This is a genomic window from Kitasatospora sp. NPDC094016 (assembly GCF_040304045.1).
GTDB lineage: Bacteria > Actinomycetota > Actinomycetes > Streptomycetales > Streptomycetaceae > Kitasatospora.
This window is the reverse complement of the sequence record NZ_JBEOUK010000024.1, coordinates 42,081-62,341: the sequence shown is the minus strand read 5'-3', so window position 1 is coordinate 62,341 and position 20,261 is coordinate 42,081. Positions and strand designations below refer to the sequence as shown.

Sequence of the window (20,261 nt, the reverse complement as noted above, 5' to 3'; positions counted from 1 at the left end):
AGTAGGCCGGACGGATGGTGACCGGCCCTCGGGCGCGGCGCTCACCCGAGTACCGGGCCCGACCGCTTGTTAGCGTCCCGTCCATGATCGACAGCCCGCACTCCACCGGCTCCGAACACCCCCGCGCCACCCGCCGCGGCCTGCTGCGCACCGCCCTCGGCGCCACCACCGCCGGAGCCCTCACCCTCACCGGCGCCCGCCCCGCCCAGGCCGCGCCCCGCACCGCCACCCGGCGCATCGACTTCCACGGCCGCCACCAGGCCGGCATCACCAACCCGCCCCCCGGCTACGGCACCTTCCTCGCCCTCGACGTCAAGGCCCGCGACCGCAAGGCCCTCGAAACCCTCCTGCGCACCCTCACCGACCGCATCCGCTTCCTCACCGCCGGCGGCACCCCGCCCGACCTCGGCCCCGCCGCCGCCCCCTCCGACAGCGGCACCCTCGGCCCCGACCTGCCCGCCGACGACCTCACCGTCACCGTCGCCGTCGGCGCCTCCCTCTTCGACACCCGCTACGGCCTCACCCGCCACCGCCCCCGCCGACTCACCGCCATGCGCCCCTTCCCCGTCGACGCGCTGCGCCCCGCCGAATGCCACGGCGACCTCTCGCTCCAGATCTGCGCCGAGAACCGCGACACCGTCCAGCACACCATCCGCGACCTGCTGCGCAGCACCAACGGCCTGATCCGCCCGCGCTGGCAGCTCGACGGCTTCCAGAACCGCTCCCGCCCCACCGGCGCCGCCCGCAACCTGCTCGGCTTCAAGGACGGCATCGAGAACCCCGACACCACGAACGCCCGCGAGCTGGACGCCCTCGTCTGGGTCGGCGAGGGCGGCGACGAACCGCGCTGGGCCGCCGGCGGCAGCTACCAGGTCATCCGCGCCATCCGCACCCTCGTCGCCGGCTGGGACGAGGTGCCGCTCAAGCAGCAGGAACGCTTGATCGGCCGACGCAAGAACGACGGCGCCCCGCTCGGGGCGGCCGGCGAGACCGACACCCCCGACTACCGCAACGACCCCGACGGCGCCGTCATCCCCCTCGACTCCCACATCCGCCTCGCCAACCCCCGCACCGACGGCACCCGCGACAGTCGCATCCTGCGCCGCGCCTTCAACTACGACCGCGGCCTCGATTCCGACGGCGAACCCGACCTCGGCCTCGCCTTCTGCTGCTACCAGCAGGACGTGGCCCGCCAGTTCGAAGCCGTCCAGACCCGCCTCAACACCGAACCCCTCGCCCGCCACCTCCGCCCCACCGGCGGCGGCTACTTCTACGTCCTCCCCGGCGCCCACGACACCACCGACTGGCTCGGCCGCACCCTCCTCACCACCACCTGACGCCCCGGTTCGCGCGCCCGTCGCCCAACCGGGGCGCGGGCGCCCGCCGTTGGGGCGACCTGCCGAAACCGAGGGGGCCGCCCGCTGCCGTCCGCCGCCGTACCGGCCCGCACCCCGACCGCCCCGGCGGCCGAGATGTCGGTGGGGCGGGTGATGATGGGGGCTGTTTCGAGAGGCAGGACGGAAGGACACCCCCTTATGAGCTGGTGGCAGCAGCCACTGGTCGGCTTCGACCTGGAGACCACGGGCACCGATCCGGCCGTGGACCGCATCGTCACGGCCGCGCTCGTGGACACCGTCGGGGCCCGCCGGGTGGGGGCCGCGCACTGGCTGCTCGACCCCGGGGTCCCGATCCCGGCCGAGGCGGAGGCGATCCACGGCATCGGCGACGACCTGGCCCGCGGCAAGGGCCGGCCGGCCAAGGAGGCGGTGGAGGAGATAGCCGGCGCGCTCTGCGAGCGGCTCGCCGCAGGGCGCCCGGTGGTCGCGTTCAACGCGCCGTTCGACCTGTCGCTGCTCGACGCCGAGCTGCGCCGGTACGGGCTGGTGCCGCTCGCCGAGCGCCTCGGCGCCCCGGTCGGGCCGGTGCTGGACGCGCTGGTCGTCGACCGGGCGGTGGACAAGTACCGCAAGGGCTCGCGCACCCTGCAGCGGGTCTGCGAGGTGTACGGCGTCGAGCTGACGGACGCGCACGAGGCGGGCAGCGACGCGCTGGCGGCCGTGCGGGTCGCCGTCGCGCTCGCCGAGCGCTACCGGGCCGAGGTCGGCGACGTCGCGCCGGCCGAGCTGCACGGGCGCCAGATCGGCTGGTACCGGGAGTGGGCGGAGGGCTTGCAGGCGTGGCTGCGCCGGGGCAAGGACCCGCAGGCCGTGGTCGACCCGCGGTGGCCGATGAGGTGACCGCCCCCGGTGAGGCCGGTGGGCGGGCTAGGTCCTAGCCGGCCGGCCAGTCGAAGGTGTAGCCCTGGGCGACCAGCCAGGGCAGCAGCTGCTTGAGCGCGGCCACGGTCTGGGTGCGGTCGCCGCCGCCGTCGTGCATCAGGATCACGCCGCCGGGCTTGAGCTGCTTCTGCACGGTGGAGACGATGGCGGGCACGCCCGGGCGGGACCAGTCGCGCGGGTCGACGGACCAGCCGAGCGAGGACATGCCGAGGCTCGCGGTGATCTGCTCGTTGTCGGCGTTGAAGCCGCCGCCGGGGGCGCGGAACCAGCTGACCCGGGTGCCGGGGCCGCCGGCCTTGACGATCATGTCCTTGGCGGCGGAGATCTCGTAGGCGGCCTTGTCGTGGGGGAGCTTCGCGAACGGCTGCGGGTGGTGGACGCTGTGGTCGCAGAGCCGGTGGCCGGCCGCGAGGACGCGCTTGACCAGGGCCGGGTTGGCGGCGGCGTTCTGGCCGATCTCGCAGAAGGTGGCCTTGGCGTGGTACTGGGCGAGCAGGTCGAGGATCTGGCCGGTGGCGGGGCCGGGGCCGTCGTCGAAGGTGAGCGCCACGGTGTGGCCGCCGGAGGCGGTGGAGCCGATGACGGTGCCCGGCTTGACCGGCGCGGGCGGCGGCGCGGGGGTGCCCGTGGCGGGCGTGGTCGCGACGGGGGTGGTGGTGACCGGGGTGGCCGGCGTGCCGCCGTGGGGCGCGGCGGTCGTCTCGGCGGGCGCCGTGGGCGTGTGCGGCTTCGGGACGGCCGGCGGGGCGGCGGAGGCGGCTGCGCTGTCAGAGCTGGAGCCGGAGCCGGGGGCGGGCGCGACGGTGGCGACGGGACCGTCGGTCGGCCGGGAGTCGGTCGGCGCGAGGGTGATCGGGGGCTGGGTGCTGACGCCGGCCGTCGGCTGGAGCGCTCCGCTGGCGGTGCCGCACGCGGCCAGGCCCAGGGTGGCGGCCGCCACGACGCAGCCTGCGACCAGCCGGCGGCGGGCCGTGAGGGCCGTACGGGTCGGAGGGGAGGGCCGGCGGGTGGCGGAGTGGGGCATGGCGGCGGCTCCTGTGGTGCAGAGGGGTGCAGAGGACGGGTGCCGATCCCTCGGTCAGGATGACTGTCCGATAGGACGCCGAGCGTACGTGGCCCGGTTGCGGAGCGGACCGGAGCGCCGTAGGAGTCTTCTCACACGCGCCCGGGTTGGCGCCCCCGCGGCCCGCCGGGTATCCCGGGGGCCGTGACGGGGGCGTTCCGGCACCTCAGGAACCCGGCACCTCAGGAACCCGGCACCTCAGGAACCCGGCACCTCAGGAACCCGACGCCTCAGAACGGGTACCAGCGGACCTCGGTGGCGCCCTCCCGCAGCGAGGCGACCCGGCGCCGGAACTCCGCCAGCGCGGCCGGGTTGCCGGGCACCTGCTGGGCGACCCAGGAGGCGCTGGCGGTCTCCCGCGCCCCGCGCAGCACCGCGAAGCCGGGCCAGGCGCGCACGTCCCAGCCGTACGCCTCGACGAAGGCCCGGTACTCCTCGCCGGGCACGCCGTACCGGTCGTGGCTGAGCGCGAGGACGACCAGGTCGTGTTCGCGCAGGTCGTGCGAGACGTTCTCCAGGTCGAGCAGGACGGGCCCGTCCGGGCCGACGTGGACGTTGCGGGGCAGCGCGTCGCCGTGGATCACACCGGGGTGCAGGTGCGGGGCGAGGTCGGGCAGGGCGGCGGCGAAGCCGTCCCGGCGGTGTCGCAGGAAGGCGACGTCGGCCGGGTCGACGTGGCCCTCGGCGGAGGCCAGCCAGCGTTCGACGGGGGCCAGCAGGTCGCGGCGGGCGAGCGGGAAGGGCGGCAGCGGCAGCCGGTGCAGGGCGCGCAGCAGCGGGGCGAGGTCGGCGGGGCGGGCGGGGCGGACGGCGGGGGCGAGCCGGTGCCAGAAGGTGACGGGGTGCCCGTGGGCGAGCTGGGGCTCGGCGTCCACCGCGTCGTACGGGCGGACCACCGGGACGTCCTGGGCGGCGAGCCAGTGGGCGACGGCGAGTTCGTGCCGGGCCCGTTCGTACAGTTCGGGGCCGCGGCCGACCTTGGCGACGACGGCCGGGTCGCCGAGGTCGAAGACGGCGTTCTCGCCGAGCGCGAGCAGCCGGGCGTCGCCGGGGCCGGGCAGTCCGGCGGACTGGCAGGCGTGGGCGAGCAGCAGCCGGGCGCGGCCTTCGTCGAAGGGGATCATGGCGGTGCTCCGTTGGGGCGGCGTTCATCCGGAGGCCTCCGGACGGTGATCATCATGACGGACCGGGGTGGGGTTTTCCCTACCCTCCTACCCTGACATCTCCTCCCAGGGGGTAGGGGGAGAGATCCACCCTGAGGGGGAGCTGTCTCCACCCGGAGCACGAGGTCAAGAGGGGTGCGCCCGGGAGAAACTGGGCCGGGGCCGCTTGGTGGCGGCCCGACGGGGGTTGGACCACGGGGGCTCCTTGCCGGTCGGCAAGCAAAGTGCTCGTAGGATGACGCCCAGACCCACTTACCTGCCGACCGGCTAGGGAGCGCCGCCGCGCGTCTCCCGCCGGTCCAGCCGTCGCCCGGCGTCCCGTCCCCCAAGGGCTGCGGTGAACCATGCCCAGGAGGCATCGAGCATGTTCCACCGACTAGGACAATTCGTCGTACGCCGCGCGTGGTGGGTGATCATCGCGTGGGTGATCGGAATGATCGCCGTCCTCATGACCGCGCCGAAGGTCAGTTCGCAGACCGACGAAGCCGCGTTCCTCCCCAAGCACTACGAGTCCATCCAGGCCGCACAGGTGCAGGAGCGGGCCTTCCCGGCCGCCTTCACCCCGGGCGCGCTCGCACTCTTCGAGCGCAACGACGGCGCCGCGTTCACCGACGCGGACAAGGCCGCGATGGGCAAGCTCGTCCAGGACCTGACGGCCAAGAAGATCGACGGCGTCGAGAAGATCATCCCGCCGTCCGACCAGCTGGGCATATCCCCGGACCACAAGTACGCGATGGCCATGATCGCCGTCGACAAGTCGAAGCAGCAGGACCAGAACGGCACCGCGGACATCGCCAAGGCCCTCCGCGACGACGGCAAGGCACTGGCCTCCGGCACCGACCTGAAGTTCCAGCTCGGCGGCCCCGCCGCCCAGGCGCTCGACCAGAAGGAAGCCTCCGGATCGGCCGAGGGCATCATCACCATGGCCACGGTGCTCCTGGTCATCGTGATCGTCGGCATCATCTTCCGCGGCATCCTGGCCGGCCTGCTGCCGGTCCTGGTCTCGCTGATGATCGCGCTGCCCGCCTCCATGGGCCTGATCAACTACGCGACCGACATCTTCGGCCTCAAGAGCACACCCATCCTGATAGCGATCCTGATCGTCGTCGTGCTCGGCGTCGGCACCGACTACTTCCTGTTCCTCGCCTTCCGCTACCGCGAGCGGCTGCGCGCCGGCGACGACCGCGACACCGCCGTGGCCAACGCGGTCGGCCGGGTCGGCGAGGCGATCGCCTCCGCCGCCGGCGCCGTCACCATCGCCTTCGCCGCTCTCATCCTCTCCAGCCTCGGCATGTTCCAGGCGCTCGGCCCCGCCCTGGCGATCGCGGTCGTGGTCACCGCCCTGGCCTCGATCACCCTGGCCCCCGCGCTGCTCGCCGTCATCCCCGCCCGCGCCGTCTTCTGGCCCGGCAAGAAGTGGACCGACGAGCCGAGCACCGCACGCTTCACCGCGCTCGGCCGGGTCGTCCAGAAGCGCCCGGCGCTGGCCGCCGTCGCCTCCGGCGGCGTGCTGGTCGCCCTGTCCGTGGGCGCGCTCGGCTACAACGGCGACTTCGACATGGCCGGCAGCTCCATGCCCAAGGACAAGGAGTCGATGGTCGTCCAGGACAAGATGGCCAAGGGCTTCTCCGCCGGCGCCGCCGACCCGAGCCAGGTCTACCTGAGCAGCACCGACGGCAAGAAGCTCGACCCGGCCTCCTTCCCGGCCTACGCCGACAAGCTGCAGGGCGTCGGCGGGGTGTCCAAGGTCTACCTGCCGAGCGCCGACGCCAAGAGCATCAGCGCCGACGGCACCACCGCCCAGTTCACCGTCATGCTCAAGGACGCCCCGGCCAGCAGCGAGGCGATCGACGCGGTGACCGAGCTGCGCACCGTCGCCCACGCGCAGGCCCCGGCCGGCAGCGAGGCCAAGGTCGGCGGCCTCACCTCGGTGTTCAAGGACATCAACCTGGCGATGACCCACGACTACAAGCTGGTCTTCCCGATCGCCGGGCTGCTGATCCTGCTCATCCTGGCCCTCCAGCTGCGCAGCGTGGTCGCCCCCTGGTACCTGATGGCCTCGGTCGGCCTCGGCTTCAGCGCCACCCTGGGCGCCACCACGCTGATCTTCCAGAAGATCGGCAACGAGACCGGCCTGATGTTCATGATGCCGATCCTCATCTACCTCTTCGTGGTGGCGATCGGGACGGACTACAACATCCTGATCATCGCCCGTCTGCGCGAGGAGGCCCGCGCGGGCCGCAGCCCGCGCGAGGCGGCCCGCGAGGCGCTGCGCCACGCCGGCCCGACCGTCGCGGCGGCCGGCTTCATCCTGGCGGCCTCGTTCGGGACGTTCATGCTCGCCGGCAACACCTTCATGATGGAGTTCGGCTTCGCGATGGCCTTCGGCATCGTGCTGGCGGCCTTCGTGATGGCGATGTTCTTCACCCCGGCGCTCACCGCGCTGATCGGCAACCGGGCCTGGTGGCCCGGCCACGGCGCCGACCCCGAGCACGGCCACGGCGGGGGCCACGGCGGAAGCCACGGTGCCGGCCCGGCGCCGGCGGCGGACGCGTACGGCGTGCCGGAGCCGGCCGGACGGCGCTGATCGCCTCGTTCGGACACGGTCGATGCCCGACCGACGCGCCACACAGGCGGCGTCCCGCTTCGGCGGGGCGCCGCTTGCCCTCTTTCCCTGGCCGTCAAACGTGATCTGTTGAGCACAAAAGTCCCCGGTCAATCGGGGTGTCGCCGTGCTACAGTCGACCCAGTTGCAGTTTTGGTTCCCATGAACGTATGTGTGCGCCTGCTGGTCCAACCAACAGGCGCATTTGTTTTGTCCGGTGTTTCAGTCTCCGGATGGGGATCGCGGCTACTCCGGGGTTCACGCGGTGTGAATCCCTGATGCCCCAGTTTTTTGAGGAGACGGTTATGGCTACCGGCACCGTGAAGTGGTTCAACAGCGAAAAGGGCTTCGGCTTCATCGAGCAGGCCGAGGGCGGCCCGGACGTGTTCGCGCACTACTCGAACATCCAGGCCAACGGCTTCCGTGAGCTCGTTGAGGGCCAGGCCGTCGAGTTCGACGTGACCCAGGGCCAGAAGGGCCCGCAGGCCGAGAACATCCGCGTCATCGGCTGACGTCAGCCTCCACGCTGACTCGCGATCTCGCGAAGCGGGGGCCCGTACCACACGGTGCGGGCCCCCGCGCATGCCGCCGTACGGCCGGGGCGGCGAATTTCCCACCGACGGCCGACCAGCCCCCACCCGGGGCTGCCGACCGACGTACGGAGACTTCGTGACCACCCCTGCCCGCCCGCCGCGTGACCGTGCCGCCCGCACCACCGACCAGGCCCGCCGTGGCGAGAACCCGCGCCGCAGCGCCGGCGCCGGCCGCGGCGAGAACACCGGCCGTGGCGAGAGCGCCGGCCGCACCGGCACCGCCGACCGCGCCCGCCGCGGCGAGAACCCGCGCGCCACCGGCGACGCCGAGCGCGCCCGCAAGCCGCGCGGCCGCACCGGCGCCCCCAAGAACACCCGCGCCGCCGCCGTGCCCGAGGCCGCCGACTTCACCGTCGTCGAGGGCACCCCGGCCCGGCCCCCGGCGGACACCTTCGCCGAACTGGACCTGCCCAAGGGCATCCTCAGCACCCTCACCCGCGAGGGCGTCACCGCGCCGTTCCCGATCCAGGGCGCCACGCTGCCCGACTCGATCGCCGGCCGCGACGTGCTCGGCCGCGGCCGCACCGGCTCCGGCAAGACCCTCGCCTTCGGCCTGCCGCTGCTCGCCCGCACCGCCGGGCGCCGCGCCGTCGCCCGCTACCCGCTGGCGCTCGTCCTGGTGCCCACCCGCGAGCTCGCCCAGCAGGTCACCGACGCGCTCACCCCCTACGCGACCGCCGTCAACCTGCGGATCACCACCGTCGTCGGCGGCATGTCGATCAACCGCCAGGCCAACGCCGTCCGCCGTGGCACCGAGGTCCTGGTCGCCACCCCCGGCCGGCTCGACGACCTGATCGGCCGCGGTGACGTCAACCTGTCCGACGTCGCCATCACCGTCCTCGACGAGGCCGACCAGATGGCCGACATGGGCTTCCTCCCGCAGGTCAGCAAGCTGCTGGAGCAGGTCGCCGAGGGCGGGCAGCGGATGCTGTTCTCCGCGACCCTGGACCGCAACGTCGACCGCCTCGTCAAGCGTTTCCTCACCGACCCGGTCACCCACTCGGTCGACCCGTCGGCCGGCGCGGTCACCACCATGGACCACCACGTCCTCCAGCTGGACCAGGCCGACAAGGCGTCCACCACCGCGCATATCGCCTCCCGCGACGGGCGCGTGATCATGTTCGTGCACACCAAGCACGGCGCCGACCGCCTCGCCAAGCAGCTGCTCGCCACCGGTGTCCGGGCCGCGGCCCTGCACGGCGGCAAGTCCCAGCCGCAGCGCAACCGGGTCCTCGACCAGTTCCGGGACGGCCACGTCACCGCGCTGATCGCCACCAACGTCGCCGCCCGAGGCATCCACATCGAAGGCCTCGACCTGGTCGTCAACGTCGACCCGCCGGTCGACCACAAGGACTACCTGCACCGCGGCGGCCGCACCGCCCGGGCCGGCGAGTCCGGCACCGTCGTCACCCTCGTCCTGCCCGAGCAGCGCCGCGAGGTCAACCGGCTGATGACGGTCGCGGGCATCCGCCCCACCGTCACCAAGGTCCGCCCCGGCGACGCCGACCTCGCCAAGATCACCGGCGCCCGCACCCCCAGCGGCGTCGCGGTCGCCGTCGCCGTCCCCGCGCCCGCCGAGGCCCCCGCCGCCAAGGCCGACGCCAAGTCCGGCAACCCGCGCCGCCGTCCCGGCAAGCGCTCCGCGCTGCCCGCCGACGTCGACATGAACGGCAACCCGCGCCGCCCCCGCCCCAAGCAGCGCCTGGGCGGCGCCGCCGCCCAGGGCGACCGCCCCCAGGCGGCCGGCTTCATCGGCCGCTCCTCCGGCCGCGCCAAGCCCGGCAGCGGCGCCAAGTCCGGCTCCAACTACGGCACCGGCCGCCAGCGCCGCGCCTTCGACTAACCCCCGGCGAACCACCGACGGCCCGGCCCCCTCGCACCGAGGGGGCCGGGCCGTTTCGTCGCGGGCCCGTCCGTCCGACGGACGCCGTCACCTCGCGGCGGTCCGACCCGGGCGAACCTCCGTTGATGTTGGTCATGTGCAATGTTATGTACATCACCACCATCGATCGACGGAGGTATCCGGATGTCCGTGACACAGATCGACATCGATGATGACGCGCTGGAACGAGCAATGACGCTCGCCGGAGTTCGGACCAAGAAGGACGCCGTCAACCTGGCACTGCGCTTCTACGCCGAGCGGCAGGAACGTGCTGCCCGGATCAGCCGGCATTTCGAGCGGGCTCGGCACTGGGGAGCCGTCGAGGACGCAGAGCGGATGCACCGAGCAGAGAAGGACGCCCGGTGATCTATCTCCTCGACACCTCCGGACTCGTCCGGTTGTTGGGCGAGCCCAAGCTCCTGGCCGTCTGGTACGACGCGATCGACGCAGGGTCGATCGCGTCGTGCTACCCGCAGCGCGCAGAGTTTCTGTACAACGCGCGCAGCGGCCGGGAGTACGACGAGATCACCGAGATGTTCGCCGACCTGTACCCGGACGTCTCGGTACCGAAGAACGCTGGGCGCTGGATCGACACGGTTCAGCGGCGTATGGCCCTCGCCGGGCAGCACCGTAGTGCCTCCGCGGTCGACCTCATGATCGCGGCGACGGCCGCGCACCACGGCCTCACGGTCCTCCACGACGATGCGGGCTACCGCACGGTGGCGCGGCACGCCGCCGACCTGAGCGAGCACAGCATCCTCGATCACGAGTGAGCCGGCCCCGTGGTCAGGCAGTGAGCGTCCGGGGCATCGCGGCAGCCGTACGCGCCTCGTCGTAGCGCTCCAGAAGGAGGGTCGCGAGTTCGGGGGCGGGGCCCAGGACGGCGGCGACGGCGTCCGCTCCGGCGGCGGCCTCGGCGATGCGGTCGGGCAGGAGGCCCGGGGCCAGCAGGTAGGGGGAGACGGCGGTGCGGGCGGCGCCCGCGGCGCGCAGGGCGGCCAGGGCGTCGGGCACGCGCGGGCCGGTGGCGGAGGCGTAGGCCACCTCGACGGCGGCCCAGCCGCGGCTGCGGCGCCACCCGGCGGCCACCGCGCGGGTGGCGGCGTCGGCGGCCGGGTCGGAGGAGCCGGCCGCCGCGAGCACCACGCCGGTGCGGGCGCGGACGGCGGCCGAGCGCACGTCCACCCCGGCCTCGGCGAGGCGGCGGTCCAGGGTGGCGAGCAGCAGCGGCGACGGGCCCAGGACGGCGGCGACGGGCAGGGCCGCGCCGGCCGTGCGCAGGGCGGCCGGGACGTCGTGTTTGGCGTGGTAGGCCCGGTTGAGCAGCAGCGGGACGGCCACCGCGTCGTCGAGCCGCCCGACGACCTGCGGGATGCGCGGCGCGCAGTGGTCCAGGTAGGCGGTGGCGACGTCCAGCCCGGGGCGCAGCGCCCGCACCTCCTGGACCAGTGCGGCCACGGTCGCGGCGTGCCGCGGGTCGCGGCTGCCGTGGGCGATCAGCAGGAGGGCGGGCATCGGCGTCGGCCTTACTTGACGGCGGCCAGCAGGCCGCGGTTGCGCAGCACCCGGCGTTCGACCGGGGTGAAGACGAGCAGTTCGATGGCGATGCCGACGAACAGGATCAGGATGATGCCGAGCAGCACTCCGGACATGTCGGAGAACTCGCGCTGGTCCTCCAGGAACCGGCCCAGGCCCCGGCCGAGGTCGGGGGAGGAGGCGACGAGTTCGGCGGCCATCAGGGAGCGCCAGGAGAACGCCCAGCCCTGCTTGAGGCCGGCCAGGTAGCCGGGCAGCGCGGCGGGGATCAGCACGTGCCGGGCGCCGGTCAGGCCGGTGGCGCCGATGGTGCGGCCGGCCCGCAGAAACAGCGGCGGCACCTGGTCGATGCCGGCGACCAGGCCGTTGGCGATGGAGGGGACGGCGCCGAGCAGGATCACCGCGTACATCATCTGGTCGTTGATGCCGAGCCAGATGACCGCGGCCGGCACCCAGGCGACCGAGGGCAGCGACTGCAGGCCCTGGAGGACCGGGCCGATGGCGGTGCGCACGGGCCGGACGCGGGCGACGACCAGCCCGATCGGGGTGCCGATGACGACGGCGAGCAGGAAGCCGGACAGGCCGCGCCAGACGCTGGTCCAGATGATCGAGAACAGCGTGCCCTGGTACCAGAGCTCCTGGGCGGAGTGCCACACGTCGGTCGGGCTGGGCAGCTTGTAGGCGGAGGTGAGGTGCAGGCTGTAGGCGCCCTGCCACAGGGCGAGCACGACGAGGACGCCGATCAGCGGCGGCAGGGCCTTGCTCCGCAGCGCCTCGCCGAGCGAGCCGCGCTGGGCGGAGACGGCGTCGAGGGCGTCCAGGCCGGCGCCGACCCCGGCGGTGTCCGTGGCGGCGGCCCGGTCGGCCTTGTCGGCCTTGTCGGCCTTGTCGGCCTTGTCGGCCTTGTCGGCCTTGTCGGCCTTGTCGGCCTTCTCCAGGACCGGGGTGCGGTCAGTGCTGGCCATGGCGACGGATCTCCCCACGCAGTTCTTCGGTGATCTCGATGGACAGGTCGGCGACGCCGGTGGACTCGATGCGGCGCGGCTGCGGCAGGTCGATCCGCCACTCGCGGGCGACCCGGCCGGGGCGGGAGGAGAGCAGGACGACGCGCTGGGCCAGGCGCACGGCCTCGCGCACGTTGTGGGTGACGAACAGGACGGACAGCTGCCGCTCGGCCCAGATCCGGGTGATCTCGTCGTGCAGCACGTCGCGGGTGATGGCGTCGAGCGCGGCGAACGGCTCGTCCATCAGCAGCACCTGGCTGCCCTGGGCGAGCGCGCGGGCCATCGCGACGCGTTGGCGCATGCCGCCGGACAGCTCGTGCACGCGCTTGCCGTACGAGCCCTTGAGGCGGACGAGTTCGAGCAGGCGCTCGGCCTCGGCGCGGCGCTCGGGGCGGGGGACGCCGGCCAGCTTGAGGGCGAGTTCGATGTTGCGGCCGGCGGTGAGCCAGGGGAACAGCGCGTGCTCCTGGAACATCAGCGCGGGGCGGCCGCCCGGGACCTCGATGGCGCCGGCGGTGGGCTGGTCAAGGCCGGCGACCAGGTTGAGCAGGGTGGACTTGCCGCAGCCCGAGGCGCCGAGCAGGGTGACGAACTCGCCGGGCGCGACGTCGAGGGTGATGTCGTCCAGGACGTGGGTCTGCGCGCCCGGGCGGCCGAAGGACTTGTGCACGTGCGAGATCCGGACGGCGGGCGCGGCGCCGCCGGCGTCGGCGCCGGCGGTGTCCGCCGAGGTGGTCAGTGCCGGGGTCATCCGGACACCTCCTGCGTGAGTGGTCTGGCTGAGGGCTGGCGGAGTGGGGGCCGGGGCCCGGCCCCGCCCGTCCCGGTGGGCATCGATCGCGGATCGACCGGGTGGGCGGGGGTCCGGACCGCGGAGCTACTTGGCGCCGAGTCCGGCGTCCGCCACGGGGCCCTGTCCCTTGGCCGCGAGCACCTTGTTGAGCAGGGTGAGGTCGTAGATGCCGTTCAGGTTGGGCTTCTTGAGCAGCCCGGCGGTGACGGCGTGGTCGGCCTCGGCCTGGAGGGTGTTCGCCAGCGGGTCGTCGAGGAAGTCGATGTCGGCCCAGGCCGGGTCGAGGATGGCCGGCTCCAGCGCGTTGCCGGCCTCCTTCTTGATCGCGTCGTTGGCGTCGGCCTTGGCCTTGTCCGGGTTGGCCTTGATGAAGGCGTTGGTGTTCACCGAGCCGCGCAGCATGGCCTCCACCACGTCCGGGTGCTCCTTGAGGAACTTCTGCGAGACGATGATGTTGGTGATCACGAACTTCTTGTCCGGCCAGACGTCCTTCTCGTTGAGCAGGACCTTCGCGCCGAGGGTGACCAGCTTGGAGGCGGTGGGCTCGGGCACCCAGGCGCCGTCGATGGAGCCCTGCCGGTAGGCGTCGGGGGTGACCTTGTTGTCGGTGCGCACCACCGAGACGTCGCCGGCGCCGGACGCCGCGTCGACCTTGTAGCCCTTGCCGGCCAGGTAGTTGAGCAGCGCCACGTCCTGGGTGTTGCCCAGCTGCGGGGTGGCGATCTTCTTGCCCTTGAGGTCGTCCAGCGAGGAGATCTTGTCCGGGTTGACCACCAGCTTGACCCCGCCGGAGGCCGAGCCGCCGATGATCTTCAGGGACTGGCCGTCGGACTTGGTGTAGCCGTTGATCGCGGGGGAGGGGCCGATCCAGCCGATGTCGATGGAGCCGGCGTTGAGCGCCTCGATCTCGGACGGGCCCGCGTTGAAGACCTGGGTCTTGATCTGGGTGGTGCCCAACTCCTTCTGGAACAGCCCCTCCTGGAGGCCGACCAGGGCGGTGCCGTGGGTCAGGTTCGCGAAGTAGCCGATCTTCACGGTGTCCGCGGACAGCTTCGCGCCGGAGGCGCCGGCCGAACCGGCGGCGGAGTCGGCGCCCGGCTTCCTGTCGTCCGCCTTGGAGCCGTAGCTGCACGCCGACAGCAGGGTCACGGCGGTCAGGCCGGCCACCGCGGCCACCGCGGAGCGTCTGATCCGGCCGGCGTCGGGGCGGGCGTGGGTATGCGAGGGGGCCAGGTTCGGTGCCATGGTGAAGTCCTGTTCATCGACGGACCGTCAGGAGGCGGTCTCGGGGACGTGGCGGTCGCCCGTCGGGGCGGCCGGGGGTCGCAACTCAGCGCTGTCGGCCCGCACATCGGGTCAGGCCGCCCTGGCCGCTGCCGAGGACGCCGCTGCCGATGCGGCCGCCTTCCTTGTCCATGTCCGAGAACGCCTCGCTGGGCATCAGACCCAGTCCTCCTCAGCGGGTTCGGTGGCGCGTACGGTCGCGAAGGCCTCGCCCGCCATGCCGGCGGTGAGGGTGGTGCCGTCGGCCGGGTCGATCAGCAGGAACGAGCCGGTGCGGCGGTTGTCGGAGTAGGCGTCGAGCGCCAGCGGCTCGGCGGTGCGCAGCACCACGTGGCCGAGGTCGTTGACGTTCAACCCCTCGGCGCCGGAGCGCTGTTCGAGGGTGTCGCCCGCCTTGGTCGGCAGGGCGATGCGGTAGGTGATGTCCTTGACCAGCGCGCGCACGGTGCGGGTGGTGTGCTTGAGCAGGACCTTGTCCCCGGCGCGCAGCGGGCGCTCGTCGAGGTGGCTGACGGTGGCCTCGATGTCCCTGGTGGGCACGGGGATCACGCCGGCCGCGATCAGGTCGCCGCGGGAGACGTCGAGGTCGTCGGCGAGCCGGACGGTGACCGACTGGGGCGCCCAGGCGAGGTCGGTCTCGCGGCCGAGCGCGTCGATCCCGGCGACGGTGGTGGTGTGGCCCGAGGGCAGTACCGTCACCGGGTCGCCGACGCGCAGGACGCCGGAGGCCAACTGCCCGGCGTAGCCGCGGTAGTCGGGGTGCTCCTCGCTCTGCGGGCGGATCACGTACTGGACCGGGAAGCGGGCCGGCTCGGCGCCGGGGTCGCTGCCGACCGGGACGGTCTCCAGGTGCTCCAGCAGGGTCGGGCCGCCGTACCAGTCCATGTGCGCGGACGGCTCGACGACGTTGTCCCCGGCGAGGGCGGAGATCGGCACGGCCACCACGTCGCCCACGCCGAGCGAGGCGGCGTAGGCGGTGAACTCGGCGGCGATGGCGGCGAAGACGGGCTCGGCGTAGTCGACCAGGTCCATCTTGTTGACGGCCAGCACGACGTGCGGCACCCGCAGCAGCGCGGCGACGGCGGCGTGCCGGCGGGTCTGCTCGACGACGCCGTTGCGGGCGTCGACCAGCACCACGGCCAGTTCGGCGGTGGAGGCGCCGGTCACCATGTTGCGGGTGTACTGCACGTGCCCGGGGGTGTCGGCGAGGATGAACCGCCGCCGGGGGGTGGCGAAGTAGCGGTAGGCCACGTCGATGGTGATGCCCTGCTCGCGCTCGGCGCGCAGGCCGTCGGTGAGCAGCGCGAGGTCGGGCGCTTCCTGGCCGCGGCCCAGCGAGACGCGCTCGACGGCCTCCAGCTGGTCGGCGAGCACGGACTTGGAGTCGTGCAGCAGGCGGCCGACCAGGGTGGACTTGCCGTCGTCGACGGAGCCGGCGGTGGCGAAGCGCAGCAGCGACGTGGCGGTGGCTTCCTGGGTGGTGCTGGTCATGGTTAGAAGTACCCCTCGCGCTTGCGGTCTTCCATCGCGGCCTCGGACAGCTTGTCGTCGGCGCGGGTGGCGCCGCGCTCGGTGAGGCGGCTGGCGGCGATCTCGGCGATCACGGCCTGGATGTCGGTGGCGTCGGAGTCGACGGCGCCGGTGCAGGACATGTCGCCGACGGTGCGGTAGCGGATCAGCCGCCGCTGGACGGGCTCGTTCTCCTTGGGGCCGCCCCACTCGCCGGCGGTCAGCCACATGCCGGCGCGGGCGAAGACGTCCCGCTCGTGGGCGTAGTAGATCTCCGGGAGGTCGATTCCCTCGCGCTCGATGTACTGCCAGACGTCCAGCTCGGTCCAGTTGGAGAGCGGGAAGACGCGCACGTGCTCGCCCACCGCGTGCCGGCCGTTGTAGAGCGACCAGAGTTCGGGGCGCTGGCGGCGCGGGTCCCAGGCACCGAACTCGTCGCGCAGGGAGAAGACGCGCTCCTTGGCGCGGGCCTTCTCCTCGTCGCGGCGCCCGCCGCCGAAGACGGCGTCGAAGCGGTTCGTCTCGATGGCGTCGAGGAGGGGGACGGTCTGCAGCGGGTTGCGGGTGCCGTCGGGGCGCTCGCGCAGCCGGCCGTCGTCGATGAAGTCCTGGACGTGGGCGACGTGCAGGCGCAGGCCGTGCTCGGCCACGACGCGGTCGCGGTAGGCGATCACCTCGGGGAAGTTGTGGCCGGTGTCGACGTGCAGCAGCGAGAACGGCACGGCGGCCGGGTGGAAGGCCTTGAGCGCCAGGTGCAGCATGACGATGGAGTCCTTGCCGCCGGAGAAGAGGATCACCGGGCGCTCGAACTCCCCCGCGACCTCGCGGAAGACGTGCACCGACTCGGCCTCCAGCGCGTCCAGGTGGGACAGCGCGAAGGGGGTGTCGTCGTGGGTGCGGACCGGGCCGTCGGTCGCGGTGGTCATGCGAGACCCCTCTCGGTCAGGAAGGCGTGCAGCTCGGCGGCGGACTCGGCGACCGCGCGGCCCTGGGTCTGGATCCGCAGCTCCGGCTTCTCCGGCGCCTCGTACGGGTCGTCCACGCCGGTCAGCCCGGCGAGCTCCCCGGCGGCCTGCTTGGCGTACAGGCCCTTGACGTCGCGTTCGGCGCACAGCTCGACGGGGGTGGCGACGTGGACCTCCAGGAACTCGGTGCCGGCCGCCGCGTGCCGCTCGCGCACCGCGGCGCGCGAGTCGGCGAACGGGGCGATCACCGGGGCGAGCACCTTGACGCCGTGGGCGGCCAGCCTCTCGGCGACGAAGCCGATCCGGGTCACGTTGGTGTGCCGGTCCTCGCGGGAGAAGCCGAGGCCCTTGGAGAGGAACTCGCGGATCTCGTCGCCGTCCAGGACCTCGACCTGGTGGCCCTCGGCGCGCAGCCGTCCGGCCAGCGCGAAGGCGAGCGTGGTCTTGCCCGCGCTCGGCAGCCCGGTCAGCCACACGGTGGCGCCGCGCTCGCAGGGGGCGGCCGCGGGGGCCGCCTCCGCGGCTCCGTCGGCGGCCCGGGTGTGAGCTGTCACAGTCTCAAGTCCTTCGTCGGTAGTGGGGGGGTGGGTCAGAGGTGGATGCCGCACTCGGTCTTGCCGGAGCCGGACCAGCGCCCGGCCCGGGCGTCCTCGCCCTCGGCGGGCTTGCGGGTGCAGGACAGCGGCGAGCAGCCGATCGAGGTGTAGCCCTCCCACAGCAGCGGGTTGAGCAGCACCCCGTGGGCGGCGACGTAGGCGTCCACGTCCTCCTGCGTCCACCGGGCGATCGGGGCGATCTTGACCTTGCGGCGCCGGGCGTCCCAGGACACCACCGGGGTGTCCGCCCGGCTCGGGGACTCGTCGCGGCGCAGCCCCGTCGCCCAGGCGTCGTAGCCGCCGAGGCCGCGGTTGAGCGGCTCGACCTTGCGCAGCGAGCAGCACAGGTCCGGGTCGCGGTCGTGCAGGTGCGGCCCGTGCTCGGCGTCCTGCTCGGCCACGGTGCGCAGCGGCCTGAGGGTGATGACGTTGACCGGCATGGTCGCGGCCACCGCGTCCCGGGTGCCGATGGTCTCCGGGAAGTGGTAGCCGGTGTCCAGGAACACCACGTCCACTCCGGGGAACACCGAGGAGGCGAGGTGGGCGACGACCGCGTCCTCCATCGAGGAGGTGACGCAGAAGCGGCGGCCGAAGGTGTCGGCGGCCCAGGCCAGGATCTCCCGGGGCGTCGCCTCCTCCAGCTCGCGGCCGGCCCGGACGGCTATCTCCTGGTAGTCAGTCGTCGCGCTGGTCACCGGACGAACCCCCGTCGTTCGCAGTCGAGTTGGCCGAATTCGCATGGGCCGCAGTCGCAGTCGCGGCCGAGGCGGTCGGGGACAGCAGGCCGAGGAACTTCAGCTGGAAGGCGCGGCGGCACCCGTGGCACTCCCAGGCGCCGTGCCCGGCCTCGGAGGGGCGCAGGTCCTCGTCCCCGCAGTACGGGCAGAAGAACGGCGCGGCGCGTTCGCTCACGACAGCTGCTCCTCGCCGGCCCGGGCCGCCCACTGGGCGAAGCGCTCGCCCTCGGTGCGGTCGGCCTGGTAGCGGGTCAGGACGCGCTCGACGTAGTCGGGCAGGTCGTCCTTGGTGACCTTGAGGCCGCGGACCTTGCGGCCGAACCCGGCCTCCAGGCCGAGCGCGCCGCCCAGGTGCACCTGGTAGCCCTCGACCTGCTCGCCGTTGCCGTCCGGGACGAGCTGGCCCTTGAGGCCGATGTCGGCGACCTGGATGCGGGCGCAGGCGTTCGGGCAGCCGTTGATGTTGATGGTCAGCGGCTCGGCGAAGTCCGGCAGGCGCTTCTCCAACTCGTCGATGAGCGTGCGGCCGCGCTCCTTGGTCTCGACGATGGCGAGCTTGCAGTACTCGATGCCGGTGCACGCCATGGTGCCGCGGCGGAACGGCGACGGGGTGACCCGCAGGTCCAGCGCTTCCAGGCCGGCCACCACCGAGTCGACCTGGTCCTCGGCGATGTCGAGGACCAGCATCTTCTGTTCGGCGGTGGTGCGAAGCCGGTCGCTGCCGTGCGCGGCGGCGAGGTCGGCGATCTGGCCGAGCAGCCGGCCGTCGACCCGGCCGACGCGCGGCGCGAAGCCGATGTAGTACCGGCCGTCCTTCTGCCGGTGGACACCGACGTGGTCGCGCCAGCGGCCGCTGGGCTCCTGCGGCGCGGGACCGTCGACCAGCCGGTACCCGAGGTACTCGTCCTCCAGCACCTGGCGGAACTTCTCCACGCCCCAGTCGGCGACCAGGAACTTCAGCCGGGCGCGGTTGCGCAGCCGGCGGTAGCCGTAGTCGCGGAAGATGCCGATGACGCCGCCGTAGACGTCGGCGACCTCGTCCAACGGGACCCAGGCGCCCAGGCGCACGCCCAGCTTGGGGTTGGTGGACAGCCCGCCGCCGACCCACAGGTCGAAGCCGGGGCCGTGCTCGGGGTGGACCACGCCGACGAAGGCGACGTCGTTGATCTCGTGCGCGACGTCCAGCAGCGGGGAGCCGGAGACGGCGGACTTGAACTTGCGCGGCAGGTTGGAGAAGTCCTTGTTGCCGATGAAGCGGCGCTGGATCTCCTCGATGGCGGGGGTGCCGTCGATGATCTCGTCCTCGGCGATGCCGGCCACCGGGGAGCCGAGGATGACGCGCGGGGTGTCGCCGCAGGCCTCGGTGGTGGACAGGCCGACGGCCTCCAGCTTCTGCCAGATCGCCGGGACGTCCTCGATCCGGATCCAGTGGTACTGGACGTTCTGGCGGTCGGTCAGGTCGGCGGTGTTACGGGCGTACTGCTCGGAGACCTCGGCGATCGCCTTCAGCTGGGCGACGGTCAGCCGGCCGCCGTCGACCCGCACGCGCAGCATGAAGTACTCGGCGTCGAGCTCGTGCGGCTCCAGGATCGCGGTCTTGCCGCCGTCGATGCCCTCCTTGCGCTGGGTGTACAGGCCCCACCAGCGCATCCGGCCGCGCAGGTCGGCGGGGTCGATCGAGTCGAAGCCCCGGTGCGCGTAGATCGTCTCAATACGTGTCCGTACGTTGAGACCGTCGTCGTCCTTCTTGAACTGCTCGTTGGCGTTCAGCGGGGTGAAGTGGCCCATGCCCCACTGGCCCTCGCCGCGGTGACGGGTCACCTTGCGAGGCGCGGCGGGGCGGCGCGCGGCGGCGCGGTCGGCCGTGGGCTCGGCGGTCTCGGGGGTGGTGGCCATGGTGAAGTCCTTCGGGGCAGATGGCTCTGACGCCGGGTGGGTCGCTGGGGGTACGTGGCGGTGCGGTGCTGCTGTGACCTGCGGGTATTCCCAGGTCCGGGGAGAGCAGTGACCGTGGCCGGCCGGGCGCCCGCGCGTCCGCTCCAGCGGGGACCGCGAGGTGGGTGGCGCCGGGTGCGGTGGTGCGGCGGGGTGGGCTCAGATCGCCGGACAGATGGCGCTGGACACGCGAAGGAGATCGACGTGGAGTCGACCAACTAGGGTGGTTCCGGCGCTCGGCATGGCAAGAGATTGGCACGGCGCGGGACTTGCGGTCCACTAACATCCGAATGGCGGACGCTGAGGTTTCGCTATGT

General features: G+C 73.0%; 20 protein-coding genes. 7 read left to right on the top strand and 13 right to left on the bottom strand.

Annotation, left to right across the window (positions count from 1 at the left end):
- Window positions 1–83 precede the first annotated feature (83 nt).
- Window positions 84–1,337: an iron uptake transporter deferrochelatase/peroxidase subunit gene (efeB, locus tag ABT015_RS22245; protein ID WP_350881642.1), complete on the top strand. Its 1,254-nt coding sequence runs from the start codon at window positions 84–86 to the stop codon at window positions 1,335–1,337.
- A gap of 198 nt (window positions 1,338–1,535) precedes the next feature.
- Window positions 1,536–2,237, top strand: a complete 702-nt coding sequence (locus ABT015_RS22240; protein WP_350881640.1) for an exonuclease domain-containing protein — start codon at window positions 1,536–1,538, stop codon at window positions 2,235–2,237.
- Window positions 2,238–2,271: 34 nt separating this feature from the next.
- Here ABT015_RS22240 and ABT015_RS22235 read toward each other — a convergent pair whose 3' ends face one another.
- Window positions 2,272–3,303, bottom strand: a complete 1,032-nt coding sequence (locus ABT015_RS22235; RefSeq protein WP_350881638.1) for a polysaccharide deacetylase family protein — start codon at window positions 3,301–3,303, stop codon at window positions 2,272–2,274.
- A 269-nt stretch (window positions 3,304–3,572) separates the two neighbouring features.
- Window positions 3,573–4,466 (bottom strand): phosphotransferase enzyme family protein, encoded by an 894-nt coding sequence (locus ABT015_RS22230; RefSeq protein WP_350881636.1) that lies wholly within the window; start codon window positions 4,464–4,466, stop codon window positions 3,573–3,575.
- Window positions 4,467–4,869: 403 nt separating this feature from the next.
- On the opposite strand from ABT015_RS22230, the gene ABT015_RS22225 reads away from it, so the two are divergent.
- The 5 genes from ABT015_RS22225 to ABT015_RS22205 all read left to right on the top strand — a co-directional run bounded on the left by ABT015_RS22225 (window position 4,870) and on the right by ABT015_RS22205 (window position 10,358).
- A complete protein-coding gene (locus tag ABT015_RS22225) occupies window positions 4,870–7,092 on the top strand; it encodes an MMPL family transporter (protein WP_502897374.1) in 2,223 nt (740 codons plus the stop codon).
- Window positions 7,093–7,415: 323 nt separating this feature from the next.
- On the top strand, window positions 7,416–7,622 hold the full coding sequence (locus ABT015_RS22220) for a cold-shock protein (RefSeq protein WP_350881634.1): 207 nt from the start codon (window positions 7,416–7,418) through the stop codon (window positions 7,620–7,622).
- Between the two features lie 157 nt (window positions 7,623–7,779).
- Entirely contained in the window at window positions 7,780–9,546 is a 1,767-nt protein-coding gene (locus tag ABT015_RS22215; protein ID WP_350881632.1) for a DEAD/DEAH box helicase, read from the top strand.
- A gap of 183 nt (window positions 9,547–9,729) precedes the next feature.
- Window positions 9,730–9,951, top strand: coding sequence for a type II toxin-antitoxin system VapB family antitoxin (locus ABT015_RS22210; protein WP_350881630.1), 222 nt, complete (start codon window positions 9,730–9,732; stop codon window positions 9,949–9,951).
- Window positions 9,948–10,358, top strand: a complete 411-nt coding sequence (locus ABT015_RS22205) for a PIN domain-containing protein (RefSeq protein ID WP_350881628.1) — start codon at window positions 9,948–9,950, stop codon at window positions 10,356–10,358. Before ABT015_RS22210 ends, ABT015_RS22205 begins: the two co-directional genes overlap by 4 nt.
- Window positions 10,359–10,371: 13 nt before the next feature.
- Here ABT015_RS22205 and ABT015_RS22200 read toward each other — a convergent pair whose 3' ends face one another.
- From ABT015_RS22200 to ABT015_RS22150, 11 genes are all read right to left on the bottom strand, one after another.
- Window positions 10,372–11,100 (bottom strand): sirohydrochlorin chelatase, encoded by a 729-nt coding sequence (locus ABT015_RS22200; RefSeq protein ID WP_350881626.1) that lies wholly within the window; start codon window positions 11,098–11,100, stop codon window positions 10,372–10,374.
- 11 nt (window positions 11,101–11,111) lie between these two features.
- Window positions 11,112–12,086, bottom strand: coding sequence for an ABC transporter permease (locus tag ABT015_RS22195; protein WP_350881624.1), 975 nt, complete (start codon window positions 12,084–12,086; stop codon window positions 11,112–11,114).
- Complete coding sequence (locus ABT015_RS22190; RefSeq protein ID WP_350881622.1) at window positions 12,073–12,876, bottom strand: ABC transporter ATP-binding protein; 804 nt, start codon at window positions 12,874–12,876, stop codon at window positions 12,073–12,075. Before ABT015_RS22190 ends, ABT015_RS22195 begins: the two co-directional genes overlap by 14 nt.
- A gap of 126 nt (window positions 12,877–13,002) precedes the next feature.
- On the bottom strand, window positions 13,003–14,163 hold the full coding sequence (locus ABT015_RS22185) for an aliphatic sulfonate ABC transporter substrate-binding protein (protein ID WP_350881620.1): 1,161 nt from the start codon (window positions 14,161–14,163) through the stop codon (window positions 13,003–13,005).
- A 195-nt stretch (window positions 14,164–14,358) separates the two neighbouring features.
- The gene (locus ABT015_RS22180; protein ID WP_350881618.1) at window positions 14,359–15,693 is read right to left on the bottom strand and encodes a sulfate adenylyltransferase subunit 1; all 1,335 of its coding nucleotides are present in this window, start codon (window positions 15,691–15,693) and stop codon (window positions 14,359–14,361) included.
- Between the two features lie 2 nt (window positions 15,694–15,695).
- On the bottom strand, window positions 15,696–16,637 hold the full coding sequence (cysD, locus tag ABT015_RS22175; protein WP_350881616.1) for a sulfate adenylyltransferase subunit CysD: 942 nt from the start codon (window positions 16,635–16,637) through the stop codon (window positions 15,696–15,698).
- A complete protein-coding gene (cysC, locus tag ABT015_RS22170) occupies window positions 16,634–17,230 on the bottom strand; it encodes an adenylyl-sulfate kinase (RefSeq protein WP_350881614.1) in 597 nt (198 codons plus the stop codon). The genes cysD and cysC overlap by 4 nt, the downstream gene beginning before the upstream one ends.
- A 35-nt stretch (window positions 17,231–17,265) precedes the next feature.
- Window positions 17,266–17,967, bottom strand: coding sequence for a phosphoadenylyl-sulfate reductase (locus ABT015_RS22165; RefSeq protein WP_350881612.1), 702 nt, complete (start codon window positions 17,965–17,967; stop codon window positions 17,266–17,268).
- The gene (locus tag ABT015_RS22160) at window positions 17,948–18,184 is read right to left on the bottom strand and encodes a hypothetical protein (RefSeq protein ID WP_350881610.1); all 237 of its coding nucleotides are present in this window, start codon (window positions 18,182–18,184) and stop codon (window positions 17,948–17,950) included. Before ABT015_RS22160 ends, ABT015_RS22165 begins: the two co-directional genes overlap by 20 nt.
- A complete protein-coding gene (locus tag ABT015_RS22155) occupies window positions 18,181–19,905 on the bottom strand; it encodes a nitrite/sulfite reductase (RefSeq protein WP_350881608.1) in 1,725 nt (574 codons plus the stop codon). The genes ABT015_RS22160 and ABT015_RS22155 overlap by 4 nt, the downstream gene beginning before the upstream one ends.
- Window positions 19,906–20,103: 198 nt before the next feature.
- Complete coding sequence (locus ABT015_RS22150; RefSeq protein WP_347878562.1) at window positions 20,104–20,187, bottom strand: putative leader peptide; 84 nt, start codon at window positions 20,185–20,187, stop codon at window positions 20,104–20,106.
- Between the last annotated feature and the right edge of the window lie 74 nt (window positions 20,188–20,261).